The organism is Cernens ardua (genome assembly GCF_051251085.1).
GTDB lineage: Bacteria > Pseudomonadota > Gammaproteobacteria > Pseudomonadales > Halomonadaceae > Cernens > Cernens ardua.
The window spans coordinates 108,522-128,223 of record NZ_JBPCZH010000001.1 but is presented as its reverse complement, the minus strand read 5'-3'; the positions used below and the strand labels follow the sequence as shown (position 1 = coordinate 128,223).

The 19,702-nt window shown below is 49.9% G+C and carries 16 protein-coding genes; 4 read left to right on the top strand and 12 right to left on the bottom strand.

Going from position 1 to position 19,702, the window contains the following annotated elements:
• Positions 1 to 47 precede the first annotated feature (47 nt).
• Both LMG33818_RS00655 and LMG33818_RS00650 read left to right on the top strand, forming a co-directional pair.
• Positions 48 to 695: a carbonic anhydrase gene (locus LMG33818_RS00655; protein ID WP_442321422.1), complete on the top strand. Its 648-nt coding sequence runs from the start codon at positions 48 to 50 to the stop codon at positions 693 to 695.
• A 371-nt stretch (positions 696 to 1,066) separates the two neighbouring features.
• Complete coding sequence (locus LMG33818_RS00650) at positions 1,067 to 2,122, top strand: YheT family hydrolase (protein WP_442321421.1); 1,056 nt, start codon at positions 1,067 to 1,069, stop codon at positions 2,120 to 2,122.
• Here the strand turns inward: LMG33818_RS00650 and msrA are convergent, their stop codons facing one another.
• The 4 genes from msrA to LMG33818_RS00630 form a co-directional block, all read right to left on the bottom strand.
• A complete protein-coding gene (msrA, locus tag LMG33818_RS00645; RefSeq protein WP_442321420.1) occupies positions 2,123 to 2,749 on the bottom strand; it encodes a peptide-methionine (S)-S-oxide reductase MsrA in 627 nt (208 codons plus the stop codon).
• A gap of 60 nt (positions 2,750 to 2,809) precedes the next feature.
• On the bottom strand, positions 2,810 to 7,066 hold the full coding sequence (gene tamB, locus LMG33818_RS00640) for an autotransporter assembly complex protein TamB (protein WP_442321419.1): 4,257 nt from the start codon (positions 7,064 to 7,066) through the stop codon (positions 2,810 to 2,812).
• A gap of 188 nt (positions 7,067 to 7,254) precedes the next feature.
• Positions 7,255 to 8,964 carry an autotransporter assembly complex protein TamA gene (gene tamA, locus LMG33818_RS00635; RefSeq protein ID WP_442322158.1) on the bottom strand — a complete coding sequence of 570 codons (1,710 nt, stop codon included), beginning with the start codon at positions 8,962 to 8,964 and terminating at the stop codon, positions 7,255 to 7,257.
• A gap of 505 nt (positions 8,965 to 9,469) precedes the next feature.
• Positions 9,470 to 10,078 (bottom strand): hypothetical protein, encoded by a 609-nt coding sequence (locus tag LMG33818_RS00630; protein WP_442321418.1) that lies wholly within the window; start codon positions 10,076 to 10,078, stop codon positions 9,470 to 9,472.
• A gap of 274 nt (positions 10,079 to 10,352) precedes the next feature.
• Here LMG33818_RS00630 and ubiG point away from each other — a divergent pair, with 274 nt between their 5' ends.
• Both ubiG and LMG33818_RS00620 read left to right on the top strand, forming a co-directional pair.
• On the top strand, positions 10,353 to 11,108 hold the full coding sequence (gene ubiG, locus LMG33818_RS00625; protein WP_442321417.1) for a bifunctional 2-polyprenyl-6-hydroxyphenol methylase/3-demethylubiquinol 3-O-methyltransferase UbiG: 756 nt from the start codon (positions 10,353 to 10,355) through the stop codon (positions 11,106 to 11,108).
• A complete protein-coding gene (locus LMG33818_RS00620; protein ID WP_442321416.1) occupies positions 11,105 to 11,779 on the top strand; it encodes an HAD family hydrolase in 675 nt (224 codons plus the stop codon). The genes ubiG and LMG33818_RS00620 overlap by 4 nt, the downstream gene beginning before the upstream one ends.
• Before the next feature lie 259 nt (positions 11,780 to 12,038).
• On the opposite strand, the gene ybgF is transcribed toward LMG33818_RS00620, so the two are convergent.
• The 8 genes from ybgF to ruvA all read right to left on the bottom strand — a co-directional run bounded on the left by ybgF (position 12,039) and on the right by ruvA (position 19,202).
• Positions 12,039 to 12,872: a tol-pal system protein YbgF gene (ybgF, locus tag LMG33818_RS00615; RefSeq protein WP_442321415.1), complete on the bottom strand. Its 834-nt coding sequence runs from the start codon at positions 12,870 to 12,872 to the stop codon at positions 12,039 to 12,041.
• A gap of 15 nt (positions 12,873 to 12,887) precedes the next feature.
• Positions 12,888 to 13,424: a peptidoglycan-associated lipoprotein Pal gene (pal, locus tag LMG33818_RS00610; RefSeq protein WP_442321414.1), complete on the bottom strand. Its 537-nt coding sequence runs from the start codon at positions 13,422 to 13,424 to the stop codon at positions 12,888 to 12,890.
• A gap of 51 nt (positions 13,425 to 13,475) precedes the next feature.
• Positions 13,476 to 14,765 (bottom strand): Tol-Pal system beta propeller repeat protein TolB, encoded by a 1,290-nt coding sequence (tolB, locus tag LMG33818_RS00605; protein WP_442321413.1) that lies wholly within the window; start codon positions 14,763 to 14,765, stop codon positions 13,476 to 13,478.
• Positions 14,765 to 15,979, bottom strand: a complete 1,215-nt coding sequence (gene tolA / locus LMG33818_RS00600; protein ID WP_442321412.1) for a cell envelope integrity protein TolA — start codon at positions 15,977 to 15,979, stop codon at positions 14,765 to 14,767. The genes tolB and tolA overlap by 1 nt, the downstream gene beginning before the upstream one ends.
• Before the next feature lie 164 nt (positions 15,980 to 16,143).
• Positions 16,144 to 16,890, bottom strand: coding sequence for a protein TolQ (gene tolQ, locus LMG33818_RS00595; protein WP_442321411.1), 747 nt, complete (start codon positions 16,888 to 16,890; stop codon positions 16,144 to 16,146).
• A 202-nt stretch (positions 16,891 to 17,092) separates the two neighbouring features.
• A complete protein-coding gene (gene ybgC / locus LMG33818_RS00590; protein WP_442321410.1) occupies positions 17,093 to 17,512 on the bottom strand; it encodes a tol-pal system-associated acyl-CoA thioesterase in 420 nt (139 codons plus the stop codon).
• The gene (gene ruvB, locus LMG33818_RS00585) at positions 17,509 to 18,549 is read right to left on the bottom strand and encodes a Holliday junction branch migration DNA helicase RuvB (RefSeq protein WP_442321409.1); all 1,041 of its coding nucleotides are present in this window, start codon (positions 18,547 to 18,549) and stop codon (positions 17,509 to 17,511) included. The genes ybgC and ruvB overlap by 4 nt, the downstream gene beginning before the upstream one ends.
• Positions 18,546 to 19,202: a Holliday junction branch migration protein RuvA gene (gene ruvA, locus LMG33818_RS00580; protein ID WP_442321408.1), complete on the bottom strand. Its 657-nt coding sequence runs from the start codon at positions 19,200 to 19,202 to the stop codon at positions 18,546 to 18,548. Before ruvA ends, ruvB begins: the two co-directional genes overlap by 4 nt.
• Positions 19,203 to 19,702 lie beyond the last annotated feature (500 nt).

Sequence of the window (19,702 nt, the reverse complement as noted above, 5' to 3'; positions counted from 1 at the left end):
CACCAGATAAAAGACTAACTCGTCATTAGTGATGGATGGATACCCCCATGTGCAAAGAGCACAAAAGCAAATCTCTCAGGATTGAAGACCTTCTTGCCAATAACCGTTCATGGTCTGAACGCATGCAGGAAGCTGATACAGAATTTTTTTCGCGTTTAAAGGATCAGCAGCATCCCGATTTTTTATGGATTGGATGCTCGGACAGCCGTGTACCAGCCAATCAGATTATCGATCTACCGCCCGGTGAAGTTTTTGTACACCGTAATGTGGCCAATGTAATTTACCAGACAGACATGAATGCCATGTCCGTCATCCAATATGCGGTTGAAGTGCTGAAAGTCCGTGACATCCTCGTCGTGGGGCATTATGGCTGTGGTGGTGTGCAGGCTTCCATGCTCTCCCCCGGAAATAGCGGAATCGTCGATGACTGGCTTCACCCCATTCGCGAAGCCTATATCGATCACCGTAAGGAACTTTCTCATCTTCCCATGGCAGAACAAACCAATCGGATGTGTGAAATCAATGTTCGGATGCAGGTGCAAAGCCTGATTCGCACGCGATTTGTGCAAAATGCGTGGCTTCGGGGTCAGCCTCTGACAGTACATGGATGGTGCTACAGCCTTGAAAACGGGCTGGTCACCGATCTGGATTGTACAGTTTCAGGATTTGATGGAGTAACCCAGCTTTATAGCTGATAGCCCCGGATAATCAATATCCTCGAAGTGAATATTGGGAGGCCGCGTATGAGTGTGGCCTCCCTGCTTCTCTGGAAATCAGCAATGGTCAATGTGCTTTGCAGTGAACTTTGCATCTACCGCTGCCACATTGATGAATCAAATGAATGGCCCAAATTGTCAATAATCGCGAATGTTCCTGATTTAATCGTTATCTACTCTTGACCAGACACCACCTCTTTAGGGATTATCCAGAATAGGTGATTACACGATAATTTCATCGAACTACTCACCTTTCCAATTGTCAAAATATAAGTTGATGACACGCTGAACCATGACTTTCCATGGTCAAGCAGCAACTCTCACCCTATTTGAAAGGCAATGGTCCCTGAATGGCTAGAACCCTATTCACTGCTGATTTCAGAGCCCCCCAATGGCTGCAGAATCCACGTATTCAGACATGTATCCCCCATGTGATGATGCGTCCATCAGTGTGCCATGAAACCGAATTGTTGGAGCTACCTGATGGTGGTTTCATTGAATTGGCGTGGAGCCGCCCGGCTCCTATCAGCCCAAAAGCACCATTGCTGATTATCCTGATTGAAGAAGAATCCTCTCTGAAGCAATCCCCTTCTGCCCGAATGCTCATGGCAGCAGCAATTCGCAATCAATGGCGTGCAGTAGTGGTACATTATCGAGGCTGCGGTAACCTCGAAAATCATCATTCCCGAGATTATCATGCGGGTGATACCGCTGATCTTTATTGGGTAGTGAGTAAATTGGCTCGCCGATACCCTGATGCCCCAAAAACAGGAATTGGTTTTGGATTGGGTGGGAATGTACTGGTGAAACTGGTGGCAGAACAGGGTGGAGATGGCTTGCCCCTTTCAGGCGTAATCTCTGCCAGTGCGCCCCTGGACCTGGCTAATCGGTCAGACTGCGTCAATACCGGTTCTGCCCGCCGATACCAACGGCGATTGCTGAAACGGAAATATCGCAAAATTCTGGCAAAACAGGAAATCGACCGTTTCCCAATGGATATCACACGCCATCAACTCGAACGATTGGACACTCTGTGGGCTTTTGATAATGAAGTTACAGCCCCTTTATATGGTTTCTCGTCGGCCAGTGATTATTATCGCCGGTCCTCAGCGGGTCAGATGCTTGACCGAATCGAGCTTCCCACTCTGATATTGCATGCTCAGGATGATCCTTATCTGTCTGGCGACTGTTTCATGAGAATGCCCCTCCCCTCGCCCAACGTAAGAATCGAGATGTCACCACAAGGGGGACACCTCGGCTTTATCGAGCAAGAGAAAGGATTACTGCATTCATGGATGATTAAAAGGATGACGAATCAAATCCAGAACTGGAGTCAGGCTCCCGGGCTAAAAACACTTTATGAATTCAACCAGGAAGCCCTCTTCCAGGGTAGATCAAACGATTGATTAACCAATCGCGCAGGTCACGCCTGTCCCTTTTAATCCACAATAACCGGCGGGGTTCTTGTGCAGATACTGTTGATGGTACTCTTCGGCGAAATAATAGGTCTGAAGTGGCACGATCTCGGTAGTAATTTCAGCCATACCGGATGCTTTCAAAGCCTGATTGAATTTCGTTTTTGATGCAATGGCTGCTTCATACTGATCGTTGTTGGTCGTCAGTATAATCGAGCGATATTGTGAGCCAATATCATTTCCCTGGCGCATTCCCTGTGTAGGATCATGCTCCTCCCAAAAGGATTTAAGCAATTGATCCAATGAAATTTTGGCGGGATCATAAACAACGTCAACCACTTCCGCATGGCCTGTCAGGCCAGTACACACCTCTTCATAACTTGGATTGGGGGTGGAACCTGCCGCATACCCTACAGAGGTAACAACAACCCCCGGCAGATTCCAGAAAAGGCGTTCAGCCCCCCAGAAACACCCCATCCCCAAGACGATGTGCTCCAAACCTGCATCATGAGGCGGCAACATGGAGTGCCCATTAACAGCATGGACGCCGGTGATCTGAACAGGTGTTTCACGCCCCGGCAATGCCTGCTCGGGGGATGGAATCGTTTGCTTGGACATGCTCGCCTCCTATAAAACAAGTAATGCCGAACACGAAATACTCGGGCACAAAATACGTACTCAGTGTTGGGGAATATCGGCTGTTCGTCCGAGACTGAAGGAATAAAGCAGGTTCAGCGCCTGATTACTTCCCGATACCACCTGCACATAGAGATTATGGAGAAGGCGGTATCTGAGTGTCAGCTCGGCAATGGATGAGAATACGCCAACACCGTATCCAATCTTAAGATTGGGGCCAATGTAACCACTTACAACCACCTGACTCGAATCGCCCGTCCCTGTCGTATCCAGAGATAGATCCTGAATACCGAAGGCCTGCCCAATGGCGCCCATGGCGCGTCCGCTCTGCGAAATGGAAAGTCCTATCAAAGCGGAGGTCAGTGCATTGTTGTTGCCGTCAGACTCGGGCGCATGACCACTCAACAGATAGGAAAGCGCGGTTGTCTCATCCATGGCGGGATCTGAGAACACTTTCAGCCTGGGTGCTGTAGCGGAACCGGTCACCCGAATACCTGCCGTTACATTGTTTTCTATCGTATCAGGATTTCTGATTGCTTCGAAGTTCAGATTAGGCACCGTAGGCGGTCCATTAAAGGTAATCTGGCCCCGATTGATGATCAGATTCTGCCCAAAGGATGAATAATGTCCATCTTTCAGGTTTATATTGCCGAAAAGCTCCAGCGTATTGGCGGTCTGATCATTCTCCAACACATTGAGTGCCCCATTCAAATGGGTATCAAGCCCATAGGCTCTCAACCTGACTTTTGATCCGAGAATAAGGTGCACATTCAGATCCAGTGCCATCCCTGCTTTCTGAAGGGCTGCCATTTCGGCACTTTGCTGCGCAGTCGGAATATCTCCTGCTACATGTTGGTGGCTGCGGATACGATCGAGTTCGGCAGCTTGTTCTTTCGTCAGGATAACCTGGTCTGGAGAAGGCGATACCGCTGTGACGGGCAACTGATTGACCTGAATATCCGCAGATGGGATGTGAACATCCCCCTGTATGGACAGCTTTTGGGGCGAAGCATCCACGTGTATCTGTGGCGCAATCTCGATATGGCCATAATCAAGCGCCTGCGCTTGCAAGGGTGAGTTGGCCCCGTCCAGTGACAAGGCTGCATGCCAGTCCGACAAGGTAGGCCAATGTGCACTCCCACTCAGCCCCCAATGCGCTTCACCTGAATTCAAATATCCTGTCAGCTGGCCATTGTTACCATGTAATGCAAGATTGACCTGTGCATCATCAACGCCCACGGGTAGTTGTGGGCCGGCAGCCTGAATATTCGTTAGTCCCAAATGACCATTCAGTAGCGGCTGCTGAAGTGATCCAGCCAATGAAATGTTGCCATTAAGCTCACCCTTTAGCTTGTTCAACTGTGCAACCAAGGGCTGATAGGGCGAAAGAATCAGGTGATTGAGCTGTAATTGCCCGCTCAGGCGACGATCTCTCATTGGATTGGCAACGCGCGCATCCAGAACCACCTGCCCTGCGTTATCCAACACCGACGTGAGTTGCAGACGTGCCTGAGCATTGGAGGCATTAAAACCGATATGTAATGTCGCCGGCGGTAGTTTATAAGGCTGCCCATTGGCGGCTTTACCCGTCACATTCGCTGCGGCTTGCAGGGTTCCATTGGCATGGAAGATCTTACCGGCCTGGGACCAATCCGCATTGATGACACCGTGGCCGGAACCTTGCACCGACCAGGGCGACGGTAAGAAGGCATTAACGACATTGATCGGCACATTATTGAGTGCCAACGCAGCCTGCCCTTGCTGTGCGGAAGCATCAATACGCCGGGTTACGCATACGTTCCCTCCTTCGGCGCGATTCAGGCAGAAAGAAGCCACATTAAAGCGTGAGTGGGCTATATCGGCAGCCAACGAGACAGGATGATCAAGTGCGACATGCCCTACTCCCTGAGACATTGCCAATGTTAGCGCGGATAACTGACCCTGATATTTTTGATGCGCTTTATCGTAGCCCCCCCTAAGGGAGAGTTTGCCCCGTTGTAATATCCCTTTTTGCCCATCAACTGCCACATTCAGCACATGCGCACTTAAACGCCCATCCAGCCCCACTTCCACAGCACGAAGCTGCTGCGATGCAGCGACTACATTGGAGGCCGTAAGGGTCAACTTCATGGCCGGATCAGTCACGCCATTTACAAGCCCCTTCAGGTGAAGACCCCCAAGCTGATATTGGCCATATCGAAGTGCCCCTCCTTCGAGATCAACATTTCCTTGAGGATTTTTCGTCGTACCCCCCACATGGATATTGCCGGATAAATGGCCTCGTAGTGTAGGTAATAAGCCAGGAAGCAATGTTTGGAGTGCCGGCGCATGAATTTGAAGCGCCATGTCAATCGCCTGATCAATATGACCGCGCCCACTGACGGTATTGCTGCCTTGCCGAATATCCAGTTGATCTACATCAATTTTCATCGCGTCATTGGCATTCAATTTTGCTACAAGCGAAAGTGGCTGACGCATCAACGACCCTTGGATATTCAGAGCAGGAATCTGTAATAACCAGTGGCCTAGGGAATCACGCTTGAACATCGCCTGCGCTTGACCGTTCAAGTCTCCTTCTACACGTGGAGCAAACGCCTGCGGATGCACGTGTTCCAGGGCAAGCTGGCTGGTCACTGCAATGCCAGACCCAAAGGAAATCTTGCCACTGGCATTTACCGTACCCCCCTGAGGGCTGTTTACCCTCGCCCGGGTAAGCGTAAATTGCTTGTCATCACCACTGCCATTGAGTTGAATATCCAGCGGTTTGATTTGGCTTCCCGAAGCATGGCCTTTCAACGCCACTTGATACCCCGTTAATGAACCGCTGCCATTCAAACTGAAATCATCCAGCCGATAGTGAGACACAGCTGATCCATCAGCAAGTTTTTCAGGCATACCCGGCAGTGGCCATTCTACATGTGGCACTTGTATCTCGAGTGTAAACGGCACTTGCTGCGATAGAAGATTGGCATTGGCTTTAAGATGGGCCACCTCAGGGCCATTGGCATTCAACTCGACACCAAGATTAGCCAGATCCCCCTGAATCCCAAGATGGAGCTGTTCACCATTGACTGCCTTGTCAGGAACAGATGATGTCATCGTTGGCATCAATGCATTGATCAAGGACGATTGTGCCTGTGTATACATTGCCAACTTGATCGGATAATGGTCTTCCAATTGAAGATCAGCGGTTAGCCTTGCATTAAGCTGAGGGCCATCCACACTGAGATCAGCCAAGGCCACGTGTGACCCACTGGCCTCCATCGCCATATGGATATGATCGAAGGTGAGCGGATAGGCGCCCGTAAGGCGCGTGTGGGTCAATTCAATACTGGGAATGGACACATTGACCGGCAATTGGATATCAGGCAACGTAATCGGCTGCTTCTCGGAGGTTAACTTCGTCGTCGAATAAGCGGCCAATGGATTGCGCAACGTAATTCCAGTTGAGGGCGACAATGCAGGGGCCGACGATATAGTTGTACCCTTGTCAGTGGGGAAGCCCTTGCCTGTGTTCGCGTTGGGAATGCTTGTATCGGCGCTGGCACCGTTTTGACGTAGACCAGCGTCCATCAGGGCCGTTTCTGACGTTTTATCCGAAGTAGGCTTTTCTGAATCAGTCTGGGCCGGGGTCAATGTTCGAGAAGCTGTTTTCAGTACTTCAGTGCCCTGCCCAACACCAGAGGACACGGGCGACTGACCCGTTGTCTGATTGTTTTCAGTGCTCACGTTGGCTGCCGTACTGGCAGCGGGGATATTGACCGTCAAGCCGTCCATCCGTGTGGGAAAGAGGCGTACCTGATCACCTGTAAAGCTCAGTCCACTGGAGAATTGATTCCACTTGATCGACATACCGGTGGCCATTTGTACCGTAATATCATTCGCCTGAAGATGCCGTATCTCCATCGGAATGGGCGTCTGGATATGCGACAAGGACGAACTGCTATTGGAAGATGACTGACTCGCGGGCAACAAAACATGAATTCCCTGTCCACTCACATCATCCAGACACAAACGTGCATGCCAAAAACACCCAGTATCCCAATGGAGTGACAATTGCTGAGCAGACACTTGAGTACCCCCAGCATTCAACCGCACGTCATCCAGGGATAATTGATCAAGCGGAGAGCCTGAAACGTGGTTGTATTCAATGAACCCGTGGGAACGTGCCTGATTCAGGAGCCAGTGAGTCCCCCAAGGTGAAAGTGCCAGTCCTAGATAGAACAGTACAACGCCAATCAGGGTAAGAATAAAATACCCGACCAAACGTATGGCAAAAAAGGCACGTGGCAAAAACATGTTAATGATAGACACCCCTGATCAGCTGTAGCTTCAGCATATTCATTACACAACTTCGATAGTTGGCTGCCATTCGCCCGTATGTACGATCAAACAATACTGTTCCGACGATAACAGCCAATAACACATATCTTACTCAACGGCCTGGCAGGTAATGCAAATGTCATTGGACGGCCCAGTGGTTAATCTTAAAACTCGGGACCAATGGCAAAACTGACATGTAACCCTTTATGTCCGTCATAAGCATGCGCAAGGTCAAAACGGATGGGGCCAATCAATGTCACCCAGCGAATGCCTATCCCTGCAGCACGGTACACCTTGTGTACAGGCCAGCTATCAAACGCATTACCAGCATCGTAGAACACAGCACCCCAAAAATTCCCGAATAACCTGCGCTGATATTCAGCCGTTCCCGTAATCATGTCCTTGCCACCAAGCAGTTCGTTATCACTGGTACGGGGTGAAATTTTCTGATAGCCATACCCACGAACACTATCATCACCACCAGCAAAGAAGCGCAACTGAGGGGGCATTTTCGAAAACTGATTTGTCGCCGTGGCTGCAATATTACCGCGAAGGTAAAAACGGTTGTTATTACCAATACTCTCAATCCAACGGGTGGTAAATTCGGAACGAATAAACGAAATATCCGACCCAAGGCTGGAACTGGCGCCTTCAATCATGAAATCCTGGCGATTTCCATGCATCGGGAACTGCGGATTATCCACGGATGTTCTATCCCATGAGATACCCGGGGTAATCAGGAAGACATTGCCGCTTTGATGCGCCTGATTGAAGTCATCCTTGCTGAACCTGACATAAAGATGTTGATTCCATCCATTATTGAAATGCCAAACACGATCCGGAGTGAAATAAATTCCCCGTGTGATCGTGTTGTTGTTATTGATGTATTGGAATCCATAATTGAAATCGAATTCGTCATGTAGCGGATTCGCCAAGGGTATTCGATATTGCCCACCCAATTTTGAACGTGGACGAGAAAGGAACAGCTGGTTTTTCCAACTGTCGCCACGAGAGTTCATCCACGGGCGCGTCCAGGTAAACTGGAGGTTAGGGCCAATATCACTTGAAATCCCCACACCGGTATCAAACTGATCACGATCGGCCGGGATAACAGTCACATTGACGGGCGCCGTTGTGTCCTTGAACTTATTGACGCGCTCATTCTGAGCCGATTGTACTGATGGATTTTGAGGTGGAGAGGCCGCTTTTAACTGGGGAACAACCGTTACACTGCGAAACCAGCCGGAATCGCCCAACCGGCTATTGTATTCGGCAATCTGATCGCTCGAATATGGGTCTCCTTCCTTAAAAGGTAGCATGGCGCGCAAACGATTTTGACGAATCTGACTGCCCTTGAAATGAATGGCACCAAACCGATAACGCGGACCAGAGTCCCAAATCAGAAAAATATCCGCCCGTTGTTCCCAGGGTCGGATTTCAATTCGATTGGTCAGATAATGGGCATCAAAATACCCACGTTGTAATGCCAGAGTGTCCAACTGGCTCTTCAGCGTGGTGTACTCTTGCTGAACAAGAGGCTTGCCCTGATCCTGCGCCAATGGGCTTTGCTTCACCGTTTGAAGCACTGTATCGTCCTGCCTGGCCTGCCCCTGCACTTGTAGATCCAGATTTTTGATATAGGTGCGCTTTCCTTTATCAATAGAAATACGCACATGGTTGCGCTGGCTATAGCTGATATCAATATCAGGCGAAAAATAGCCATAGGCTCTTAGGGCATCCACGACACCATCGTGAATCTGTAGTTCATATTGACGCGGATCAGCGCCATCGGGAATTTCAATACTACTGAGGTAGGCATTCACATTTGTGGCAAGTGCCCCACCTACACCGTTGATACGTGCAGTCATCGCCATCACCTGAAAACAGGGCATCAGCCCGGCAGTGAGGGTGAGCCCACACAGGGTCAACCGTCGTAAATTGAATGAACTTGGAAAAACTGTCGGCATACGGTTATTTAATTCAACTGATCAGGTGTAAGTGTGGTCTTGCATCAAGACTCATCTGTAAATTGGCCAACTTCCGATAAGGAAGAGCAATATCCATTCATCATGACATTCATCATGACATTCATCATCGATGAGTATCTTTCCAGTCACCCTTCAAAACACGAGTTTAGCGTATGTCTGTGTACTGATATGCATGTACGTTCGTTGCATAGCTCATATCAACAAACATACCTGATGTTTCTACGGTTTCTCTCAAAAGCAAATTCTTTCAAAAGCGACGTTTCAAGGATATCGTTTAAGCCCATGGCTTCTTTGTTTTGGTAACAAAAACAGGAGAGCGGGTGTTTACGATGTACTTTGATTTTTACGTCAAGCGTTATGTGCTCGCCTCTCAGGCTGTTTATTGCCCCGGCTACTCTGTGCCTGATGTATCGTTGGCTGATTGATTGTTTTCATGCTGAAGAATACCAAGCGTAGCAGACAAAGCATCCAAACGTGTTTCAATAGCACCCATACGCTGACCCAGAGCTGACTGAGTCTGATCAATCGCCAGAAGGGATTGCTGTGTGGAGTGTTGATCCTGAGGCTGCACACCCGAAACATTTGCCTGTTGGCTCAAACGTTGAACGGCTACGTTAAGTGCTTGAACCTGTATGTCAAGACCACTCAACTGCTGAGGATCAATCACGGGAATACTGGACACTATTTGCTGCGTATGTTGCATGTCATTACTCAGCGCCTGAAGCTGTTGTTGCAATTGCTGTATACGCTGGTGATCCAGTTGTTGTTCATGCGATTGTTGAGCCGACTGTTCAGCACCTGCCATGAGCGTTTGACGATCCTGCCAATAAAAGAAGGCCAGCGTTGCTACCGCTATCAATGCAATCAGCGACAACAATAGAGAGGGCCATGAAATGGCTTTGACGACTGGCCTGACACCTGGGCGTGGATAGGCCAACAATTCATCATCAGCGGGAACAATTCTATATTCCGTATCTTTTTTCATACTGGGTTCAGGCACACGATTCTCCTTGCCACCTGCTCGCTATGGGATAACAATCCCATGCGATGTCAAAATGTGCTCATGCTTCCCAATGACGGGTAAGCATACGAGCACGTTCAATAATAACGGCAATTCGACAATAATCTGAAGCTCACACCGAAAAAATCAAATTAAAATCAAGATAAAGCCAATGTTTGAAAAAAACGGTAATATAGGAACATTGGCAAACCATGACAAAGATCACATGGTAATGCCCCAAACAAACGCCGCCTCGCCTTACAGGGAGCAGGACATGACGCAGCAATCTTCTTTTTCCGCTTCGGAAGCGGATCGTCAGGGTACGAATTTTGACCAGGCTGAACTCGACAAGTTCGGTGCACTAGCACAACGTTGGTGGGATCGTGAAGGTGAATTCAAACCCTTGCACGACATCAATCCTCTGCGTCTGACTTTTATAGAAGAACAGAGCGGTGCTCTTGCAGGTCGAAAAGTATTGGATGTCGGATGCGGTGGCGGGATTCTCAGTGAAGCCATGGCTCGGCGTGGTGCAGATGTGACCGGCATCGATTTGAGTGAGGCGCCGCTCTCGGTAGCAAAAATGCACCTCGAAGAAAGCGGCCTTGACGTTGATTACCAGCATATCAGCGTCGAGGCATTGGCAGCCATGGCCCCTGCCAGCTTTGATGTGGTGACCTGCATGGAAATGCTTGAGCACGTGCCCGACCCGGCATCGGTTGTCCAAGCCTGTGCGCGATTGGTCAAACCTGGAGGTCATGTCTTCTTCAGTACCATCAATCGCAATCCAAAATCGTATTTATTCGCTATTGTGGGGGCTGAACGCATTCTCAACCTGCTCCCCAAGGGAACGCACGACTTCAAGCGCTTTATTCGTCCATCGGAATTGGCTCATTGGACTCGCGCAGCCGAACTTACGACGGAGCGTTTGAAGGGTTTGCATTACAACCCCCTCACCCAGCATTACTGGTTGAGCCGCAATGTTGACGTCAACTATATGGTCGATTGCATTGCAGCTGATGCTGACTCATGAAAGCAGTGAAGCACTACAGTGCCATACTGTTTGATCTGGATGGCACTTTGGTTGACACGGCACCTGATCTCGTCGCTGCCACCAATACCCTTAGACAGGAACGTGGGCACACGCCTCTAGACTATACTGTGGTTAGAGCCGTCGTCTCTCAGGGAGGCGCTGCGTTGACCCGTTTGGCGTTGGGTGAAGCTGCTACCTCACAGGATCATGCTCGCCTGTTATCGCTCTATGAAAAGCTCCTGGGTGAAAATAGCCAACCTTACGAAGGGCTGGCAGAGTGTGTGAAAAGGCTGATGTCGAATGGCATCCGTTGGGGCATTGTGACAAACAAGGAGAGAAGGTTTGCCGAACCACTATTATCACGCCTTGAGCTCTTTCCTGAGGTATTGATCTGCGGGGATGATCTTCCCTGCGCGAAACCCGATCCACGTCCTTTGATCATGGCCATGGAGCAATTGAACTTACCGGTAGAATCCGGTCTTTATATAGGGGATCACCTGCGTGATATCGAAGCGGCCAAGCGCGCAGAGATGGATTCGATTGCAGCGGGTTATGGGTATTTAATGCAGGATGAAAATCCCTGTGATTGGGATGCTACAAAAACAGTCTGCTCCCCTGCAGAGCTTGCTGGCTTTTTGTTGTCACTGTATGAGAGCAGGCAAGGCGCTTGACCCACACATGTGATATAAGTTCGACAGGTATCCCACATGTTGACGAAACTTCCGTGACCATAGGTCGGCAAGGTGACTTTAGGTCACATCCCTCCAACGATGCTGCCACTGATAGCATTCGCCCCCTATACAACTCCAACCATAAATTTCACCACGTACCAAACCATCACTAACAGTTTGTAGCCGCGAGACAGGCAAAAAATAGCGCAGAGTATTCTCTGCGCTAATAAATCTCGTATATGGATGAATTAACGCTTTGTTAGCCGTTGATCTTGGCCAAAAAGGTTTTTGCTTTCTGGGCCGCCTGTGATTTTGGATGTTCCTTTATCACTGAATTAAGCAGTTTTTCAGTCGTGTCTACATCGCCCTGACGCGCTTTGATCAACGCCAGCCGATAGGTGGCATCCGGCACCTTGTTGTTGTGAGGATATTTGGCAATCAATGCCTGATATGCCGATGCAGCATCCGGCATCTGTGATTGCTGATAATGAACCTCACCCAACCAATAGTATGCATTCCCTACCAGAGGTGACTGCGGATATTGTTTACGGAATTGATCGAATGCCGTGACTGCCTGGCTATATTGATGCTGCTTGACGTAGTTGAAAGCCTGCTGGTAACTCTGCTGGGCACTATTACCTGCAGTGGTGGTATCGCTATTGGAAGTACTGTTCGATGATGCTCCGGCGGCGGCGTCGCCACTTCCGGTGGCCTGATTGGCATCGCTCTGATTGCCACTGTTTTGATCATCTGTTCCCTGATCGTCGCTGGCATTAGAAGACGAACTGGCATCGCCTCCCTGCTGAGAGCCGCCATTTTCAAGCGCAGACACGCGATTACTGAGACTAAGATACTGCTTCTGACCATCGCTCTGTACTTGTGAGATCTGATGTTGCAGATCTTCTATCTGACCACGCAGGTTATTGATATCCTGTTGCTGGTCCTGCAGCTGATTGAACAGGGCCAGACTGCCTGACGCAGTCGTTTGTTGCGTGGCCGTCTGATCGTACAGTGAACTGTTATCCTGAGCCCATACGGAAAGCGGGAGCAACAAGGCTCCCGCACCGCACAGTTTTTTCAAACTGCGATTCATATGCTACCTCTGATATCAGTAGTCGAAGACTACACGACGATCCTGAGAATATGCTTCAGCAGAGTTACCTGCTGCTGCGGGACGTTCTTCACCGTAGCTTACCACGTCGATTTGTGAAGGACTAACGCCCTGTACCGCCAGATACTGACGAACGGAGTTTGCACGACGCTCGCCCAGACCGAGGTTGTATTCACGAGTACCCACCGGGTCAGTGTTACCTTCCAGTGTTACGTGAACGTTCGGATGAGAACGCAGGTATTCAGCGTGCTGATTCAGTACAGACTCGAACTCGGGACGGATAGAATCACGGTTGAAGTCGAAGTAAATGGTACGGACGGCAGGAATGGAATTTTGTGCATCTGCACCAGCACCAGTGTCCTGACCGTTGGCATAGCCATTCGAACCGGCAGCGCCAGTTGAAGAAGCTGTGCCCTGACCTGAACTCAAACCACCCTGGCTCCCATCCTGGGTGCCGCCACTGCTGGAACAGCCAGCGATAACAACCACTGACAGTGCCGCTGCCATAGTTTTGGCAAAAGTTGAAAACTGCATGGCTATCTCCTTGCTCTTAAGAGTGAGAATAACATTATTGTATCATACGTTTTAATTAGCAAACGGCGACCATGCAGGTTCCTGTACATTCCCCTGTGGTGAAGGAATGACAAAGGACGCACGACCATCCGCTGACACAGCACCAAGAACCCCACGGCCCCCCTGCTGTGTTGCATATACCACCATTGTGCCATTCGGCGCAACTGTTGGTGCTTCGTCATAATGGCTATTGGAGATCACAGTCAAGCGGCCTGTTTGGAGATCCTGCTTGGCAACCTGATATCCGGCACCAGTACGAGTGACAAGGAATATTGTAGAACCATCTGGAGAAAAATGCCCTCCCGCATTGTAATTATTCGTATAAGTTACACGTTCCGTGCTGCCGGACGCGAAATTATAACGATAAATCTGAGGGCCACCGGCGCGATCAGAGGTAAAGATCAGGCTCTGACCATCAGGTGCATAGTTCGGCTCGGTATTAATCGAAGAATCATGCGTTAGCTGCGTCAGCTGACGGTTAGCGAGATTCATGACATAAATTTCAGGGGACCCTGATTTGGACAATGACATCGCAAGATGACTACCATCCGGTGACCACGCCGGTGCACCATTGATACCGTTGAAACTGGTCAGCTTGATCCGGTCACCGGTAGAGAGCTGCTGTACGTAAATGGCAGGATGCCCACCTTCAAAGGAGACGTAAGCCAGTTTCTTGCCATCGGGAGACCAACGAGGTGAAAGGATCGGCTGCGTAGAATTGAACACCACGCGTGGGTTGTATCCATCCTGATCGGCAACATACAACGAGAACGTCATGTGATCCCCCAAACCATTGGAGATCACGTAGGCAATACGGGTTTCAAAGGCACCCCGAATGCCAGTAATTTTCTGGAAAATCTGGTCTGCGATGTAGTGAGCTGCCGATCTGAGCTGATTCGGATTGGTGGTATTGACCACCTGACTGATCTCTTCCTTCTTGCCAAAGACATCTCGCAGCTCATAGACAATCCGGTAACCGCTCCCTTCCTGCGTAACGCGACCATCAACCAGATAACTGGCACGCGTATTTTGCCAGGCACCATAGTCGACCTGACTACCTGGCGCCGGGTTGCTGATCAGTTGATTACCCGACAAGGGAGAAAATTGCCCACTGTTACGCAGGTCATTGGTGATGATCTGCGAAATGTTTTGTGACATCGGTTGATTGGATGGATTGAACGAAGTCACGGCAATGGGAATGGCATTGTTACTGCTGTGTGTGATCTGAATATTGAGGTCAGCATGCGCAGCGGTACTGGCAGCCATTAATGTAAGCCCTGCTAGGGCAGCCCACCGTTTCATCAGTTAACATCCTCCGGGTTGAACGTCAGCGTAAAATTCTGGAACTGTTGTTGAATGGAGCCGGGTGCCTGCCCCAATTCGTTGAAAGGCGCCGCACGCTGTACTGCCTGTATGGCAGAGGCATCGAAGGCAGCATTACCGCTGCTCTTTTGAATGGAAACGTTTACCAGCTCCCCTGTTACAGGGATCAGTTGGACACGTACCGTTGCGACGATACCGTTGGGAATACCCGAAGGTTTATTCCAGTTGTTTTCTACAGCATTACGAATAACACCCATCATACTATTTGCCGCCTTGCTTGCACGTGCCGCATTGGATGATGAGTGCTGCCCACGCCCGGCATTTTTGGGCAGCGCCGAATCACTATCAGCAGCAGCAGCGGCTGCAGCCATGGCACGGCGTCTGCGTTGAGCCTCTTCACGGGCATGCGCGGCTTTCTCGGCTGCTGCCTTTTTGTCCGCGGCCTTTTGTGCATCAGCTTTCTGTTGAGCAGCCTTGGCTGCCGCTGCTTTTTCCTGGGCGGCTTTCTCCTTGGCCGCTTTTTCCTGATCAGCCTTCTGCTGCGCGGCTTTTTCCTCAGCAGCCTTCTGAGCTGCCGCTTTTTGTTGTGCTGCTTTTTCAGCCGCAGCCTTCTGCTGATCTGCCTTTTGCTGCGCGGCCTGTTTGGCAGCCGCTTTTGCTTGTGCTTCTTTCTGCTGTTGCGCCTTTTGCTGGGCTGCTTTCAATTGAGCCTGACGCGCATTTTCCTGTTGTTGGGCTTCAGCCTTCTGTTGTTCGGCCTTTTGAGCAGCGGCGGCGGCAGCTGCAGCGGCCTGCTGTTGCTCTTTGGCCGCTTGCTCACGTTGTTGCGCTGCTTGAGCTGCCTGCTGACGTTGCTGGGCTTGCTGTTGGGCCTGTTGCTCTTGCGCCTGTTTTTGCTGCGCCTCGGCTTGACGCTGCTGTTCGGCCTGCTGCGACCTCTGATCCTGAGAATGGTGCTCTTGATGAGAGGGTTTCGGCTCATGGGCCTGTCCCTTCGCACTATCATTTTGTGGATGAGGATTGGAGGTACGAGCCTGAGAGGAAATCAGCGTCGCCTGAACGACAGAGGTTTCAGGTTGCGGAGCAGAATGCGGCCAGCGTACCAATAGTAAAATGGCAATGATGACATGCAGCAAGACTGCAAGTATCACTGGCAGTCTGAACCTGACTTCCTGCTGTGAAGGTCCAAACATGACCTACCCCCAACCCGTAGTGACTAAAAGATCTACTGCGTAGAAAATACGCTTTCTGCAAATGACCGTACAAAATAAACGCAGGTTATACAACGCATGTACAGATGGACATGTGCTGGAAAACATGGGCCGAAAATTCGTGACCAAATTCATTGATACATTCCCTATCCCATATTCCCGACAGTCACAGGTGCCATTACGGGTGCATGCTCGGCAGTATGCTTGGGCATTCCTTGCGTTAGCAGGCTTCTGTACAGCAATGTATGAAACTCTTCAGTGAAGTCATGATACTGAATAATCAGCTGTTCAGTCGTGGTACTGAAACGATTATAGGCAATAACAGCAGGGATAGCGGCCACCAGCCCCATCGCCGTTGCTATAAGCGCCTCTGCCACCCAGGGAGCCACTGTGGCAAGCGTGGCATGAGCACCATCGGAAAGTGACAGGAAGGAGGCCATAATCCCCCAGACAGTACCAAAAAGGCCAATATAAGGGCTCACAGAGCTTATGGTAGCAAGTATGGGAAGGAAGCGTGTCAGGCGTGCGCTCTCGACTGATTGAGCAACATTCATGGCTCGTTCGACATCAACCAGTACCGCAGACGCCTCCTTGGGAGTAGGTCGCGTACCAGCGGGTATCATCCTGGACCGTAGTCGTTTAAAGGCTTTGAACCCGGCATGAAATACATGCGCAATACCTTCTTTCTGGCCAGCGATATTTTCTTCCAACTGATGCAGATCGATACCCGACCAGAAAGAGTGTTCAAAATGTCTGAAGCTCTGCGTCGCTCGACGCAAGCTGATGGAGCGCTGAAAAATGATGATCCATGAAAGCAGGGAAAAAAACAGCAGGATCACCAATACAATCTTGACGACAATACTGGCATGAGTCACCAGCGAGACGATGGACATCGAATTTTCCACAATCAACCTCTTGATTCATTCAACGCCAGTAACGCCCTGCGTACTGATCGTCCCTAAAATAAAAATCAAATGCTCTCACTGCTCTAACACTCTATGTGAGCCAACAGCCTAAACCTGCGGAAAGATACAAAACCACAGTAACAGGCTGTTCGAGCACCATCACGTCGTTCGAACACAATTATTGCTGCGGCTACTCCTCTGAACAAGCGACCTGCTGCTCGTTCAACAGGGTTTTCATTTTTGCCGGCCAACGTTTGGGCTTCAGGTTTACAGCATCAATACATGCTATTTCGACCTCACCATCGCACAACAGTTCATCCTGGCGGTAGACCTCTTGTTTGAAGAGCATCGTGCAGTAAGCCACATCAATGATACTGTTACGGATCTCTAGCAGATCGTCCAGCACTGCAGGACGTATGTAACGACATGACAAACGGCTAACGACCAACTGAATATTCTGCTTGAACAGCTGATTTTGCTGAAAATCCTGATGTCTGAACCATTCGGTACGAGCGCGTTCCATGAAGTTGAGGTACTGCGCATGATAGACAATGCCACCGGCATCGGTATCTTCATAATAAACACGGACCGGCCACGTAAATATGCTCATCTGGATTCCTCCTGATCTGGCAACGCCCCTGAGTCACTGGGCTCTATGCCAAAATGACGATACGCCGTAGAAGTCACTATGCGCCCACGGGCGGTTCTCATCATAAAACCCTGCTGAATCAAATAAGGCTCCAATACGTCCTCAATAGTATCACGCTCTTCGCCAATTGCGGCAGCCAGACTATCAACGCCCACGGGGCCGCCATCGAACTTTTCGATCATCATCAGCAACAACCGGCGGTCCATATGATCAAGACCATGTTGATCTACATTGAGCATATCCAATGCCCGGGACGCAGTATCTGCGTTGATCTGTCCATCGGCTTTCACCTGAGCATAATCACGAACACGACGTAACAGCCGATTGGCAATGCGGGGCGTACCACGAGAACGACGGGCTATTTCCAACGCACCCGCTTCATTTGCATCCAGGGCAAGCATAGAGGCCGATCGCGAGACGATACTACTCAAATCCCCCACATCATAAAATTCCAGCCGTTGCACAATACCAAAACGATCGCGCAAGGGGGAAGTCAGCAATCCTGCCCGAGTAGTTGCACCTACCAGGGTGAAACGGGGCAAATCAACCTTGATGGAGCGTGCCGCCGGACCTTCACCTATCATGATATCGAGTTGGAAATCTTCCATCGCCGGATAGAGAACTTCTTCAACCGTTGAAGAAAGGCGATGAATTTCGTCGATAAATAGGACATCTCCCGGTTCAAGACTGGTCAGCATGGCCGCCAGATCCCCGGGGCGCTCCAACACAGGCCCGGAGGTTGACTTGATATTCACCCCCATTTCAGTGGCAATAATGTTGGCTAGGGTAGTCTTGCCCAGCCCCGGGGGGCCGAAAACAAGGGTATGATCCAGACTGTCGCCGCGATGACGTGCAGCATCAATAAAAATACCCAGCTGCTCGCGAACCGCCGGTTGCCCGATATAGTCATCAAGGGAGCGAGGCCGAATGGCATGATCCACCCGTGTTTCAGTGTCCCCTTTTGGGTCAGAGGAGATCAGACGATCAGATTCGATCATCGATGCCCTCCCCGATCATTATTCATGCGAGAAGAAAGCGCAGACTTGATGAGCTGTTCAACCGATTCGGTGTAGTCCATGCCTTTCAGCATCTTGGCTGCTTCAGTGGGACGGTATCCCAATGTCACCAAGGCCGCTTCTGCATCGGCATAATTATCAATTGAATCGGTTGGCTGATCTGCGGCAGCCGAATAAAACAGAGAACTCAAGCCGCCCTTGGCTGCATCCGCCTCGCGGATCAATTCGGGCCAACGGGCCATGCGGTCACGCATTTCGACGATCAACCGTTCCGCCGTCTTTTTACCCACCCCAGGGAGCTTGGTCAACGAAGCTGCGTCTTCATCCTGCAGGCATTGGACAAATTGACTGCGCTCCATGCCGGAAAGAATGGCAAGTGCTACTCTCGGCCCTATTCCAGAAATGCGAATAAGCTCACGAAACATGCGTCGTTCCAGCTCATCCTTGAAGCCATACAGCAAGTGCGCATCTTCCCTCACGGCCAGATGGGTATAGAGACGGACAGACTCACCCACTGGCGGCAGATTGACAATGGTGTTCATCGAGGCTTCCAACTCATAACCCACGCCATGTACGTCAATGACAATCCAGGGGGGCTGTTTCTCAATCAACTGGCCGAACAAGCGTCCAATCATAGTCCTCGATTTTCCTTTAATGGATGCATGCCAAGACGAGCTACCTGGTAGAAAGATCACATCAGCGAGGTCACAGCGATAACTCATCGACATCTCATCGATATAACAACAACGTTAATGTTATCAATATGCTAGCTCGTTCATTGGTCGGATTTCTTTCCAGTATACAAAAGAATTTGCCCTACTGTCTGCCATTACAGCCATCTACACAACAAAACGACAGATACTCACATCACGTCACAGGAAGAGAACGACTCTTACGACTCTTCGAGTTTAAGTGCTCTATCAATATTCATCCTATCTGACTACGAATACCCGTTTAGCAATGCATATACAAAAACGCACTCATATGAATAGCATTTGATGGATGGATCAGTACATATCATCACAACATTGCAGAGAGGCCAAGAAAACAGGTGCGCTCTCAAGTTCCAATATAAGTGAATGAAGACAAAAGAATGTGGTTTGGATTGGGTAAATCACGTGCAGGAAATGTTGGT

What these genes read in the sequence shown, in the direction of transcription:
- LMG33818_RS00655 (WP_442321422.1), top strand. Translation starts at nt 48, where the DNA reads ATGTGCAAAGAGCACAAAAGCAAATCTCTCAGGATTGAAGACCTTCTT.
- LMG33818_RS00650 (WP_442321421.1), top strand. Translation starts at nt 1,067, where the DNA reads ATGGCTAGAACCCTATTCACTGCTGATTTCAGAGCCCCCCAATGGCTG.
- msrA (WP_442321420.1), bottom strand. Translation starts at nt 2,749, where the DNA reads ATGTCCAAGCAAACGATTCCATCCCCCGAGCAGGCATTGCCGGGGCGT.
- tamB (WP_442321419.1), bottom strand. Translation starts at nt 7,066, where the DNA reads ATGTTTTTGCCACGTGCCTTTTTTGCCATACGTTTGGTCGGGTATTTT.
- tamA (WP_442322158.1), bottom strand. Translation starts at nt 8,964, where the DNA reads ATGGCGATGACTGCACGTATCAACGGTGTAGGTGGGGCACTTGCCACA.
- ubiG (WP_442321417.1), top strand. Translation starts at nt 10,353, where the DNA reads ATGACGCAGCAATCTTCTTTTTCCGCTTCGGAAGCGGATCGTCAGGGT.
- LMG33818_RS00620 (WP_442321416.1), top strand. Translation starts at nt 11,105, where the DNA reads ATGAAAGCAGTGAAGCACTACAGTGCCATACTGTTTGATCTGGATGGC.
- ybgF (WP_442321415.1), bottom strand. Translation starts at nt 12,872, where the DNA reads ATGAATCGCAGTTTGAAAAAACTGTGCGGTGCGGGAGCCTTGTTGCTC.
- pal (WP_442321414.1), bottom strand. Translation starts at nt 13,424, where the DNA reads ATGCAGTTTTCAACTTTTGCCAAAACTATGGCAGCGGCACTGTCAGTG.
- tolB (WP_442321413.1), bottom strand. Translation starts at nt 14,765, where the DNA reads ATGAAACGGTGGGCTGCCCTAGCAGGGCTTACATTAATGGCTGCCAGT.
- tolA (WP_442321412.1), bottom strand. Translation starts at nt 15,979, where the DNA reads ATGTTTGGACCTTCACAGCAGGAAGTCAGGTTCAGACTGCCAGTGATA.
- tolQ (WP_442321411.1), bottom strand. Translation starts at nt 16,890, where the DNA reads ATGTCCATCGTCTCGCTGGTGACTCATGCCAGTATTGTCGTCAAGATT.
- ybgC (WP_442321410.1), bottom strand. Translation starts at nt 17,512, where the DNA reads ATGAGCATATTTACGTGGCCGGTCCGTGTTTATTATGAAGATACCGAT.
- ruvB (WP_442321409.1), bottom strand. Translation starts at nt 18,549, where the DNA reads ATGATCGAATCTGATCGTCTGATCTCCTCTGACCCAAAAGGGGACACT.
- ruvA (WP_442321408.1), bottom strand. Translation starts at nt 19,202, where the DNA reads ATGATTGGACGCTTGTTCGGCCAGTTGATTGAGAAACAGCCCCCCTGG.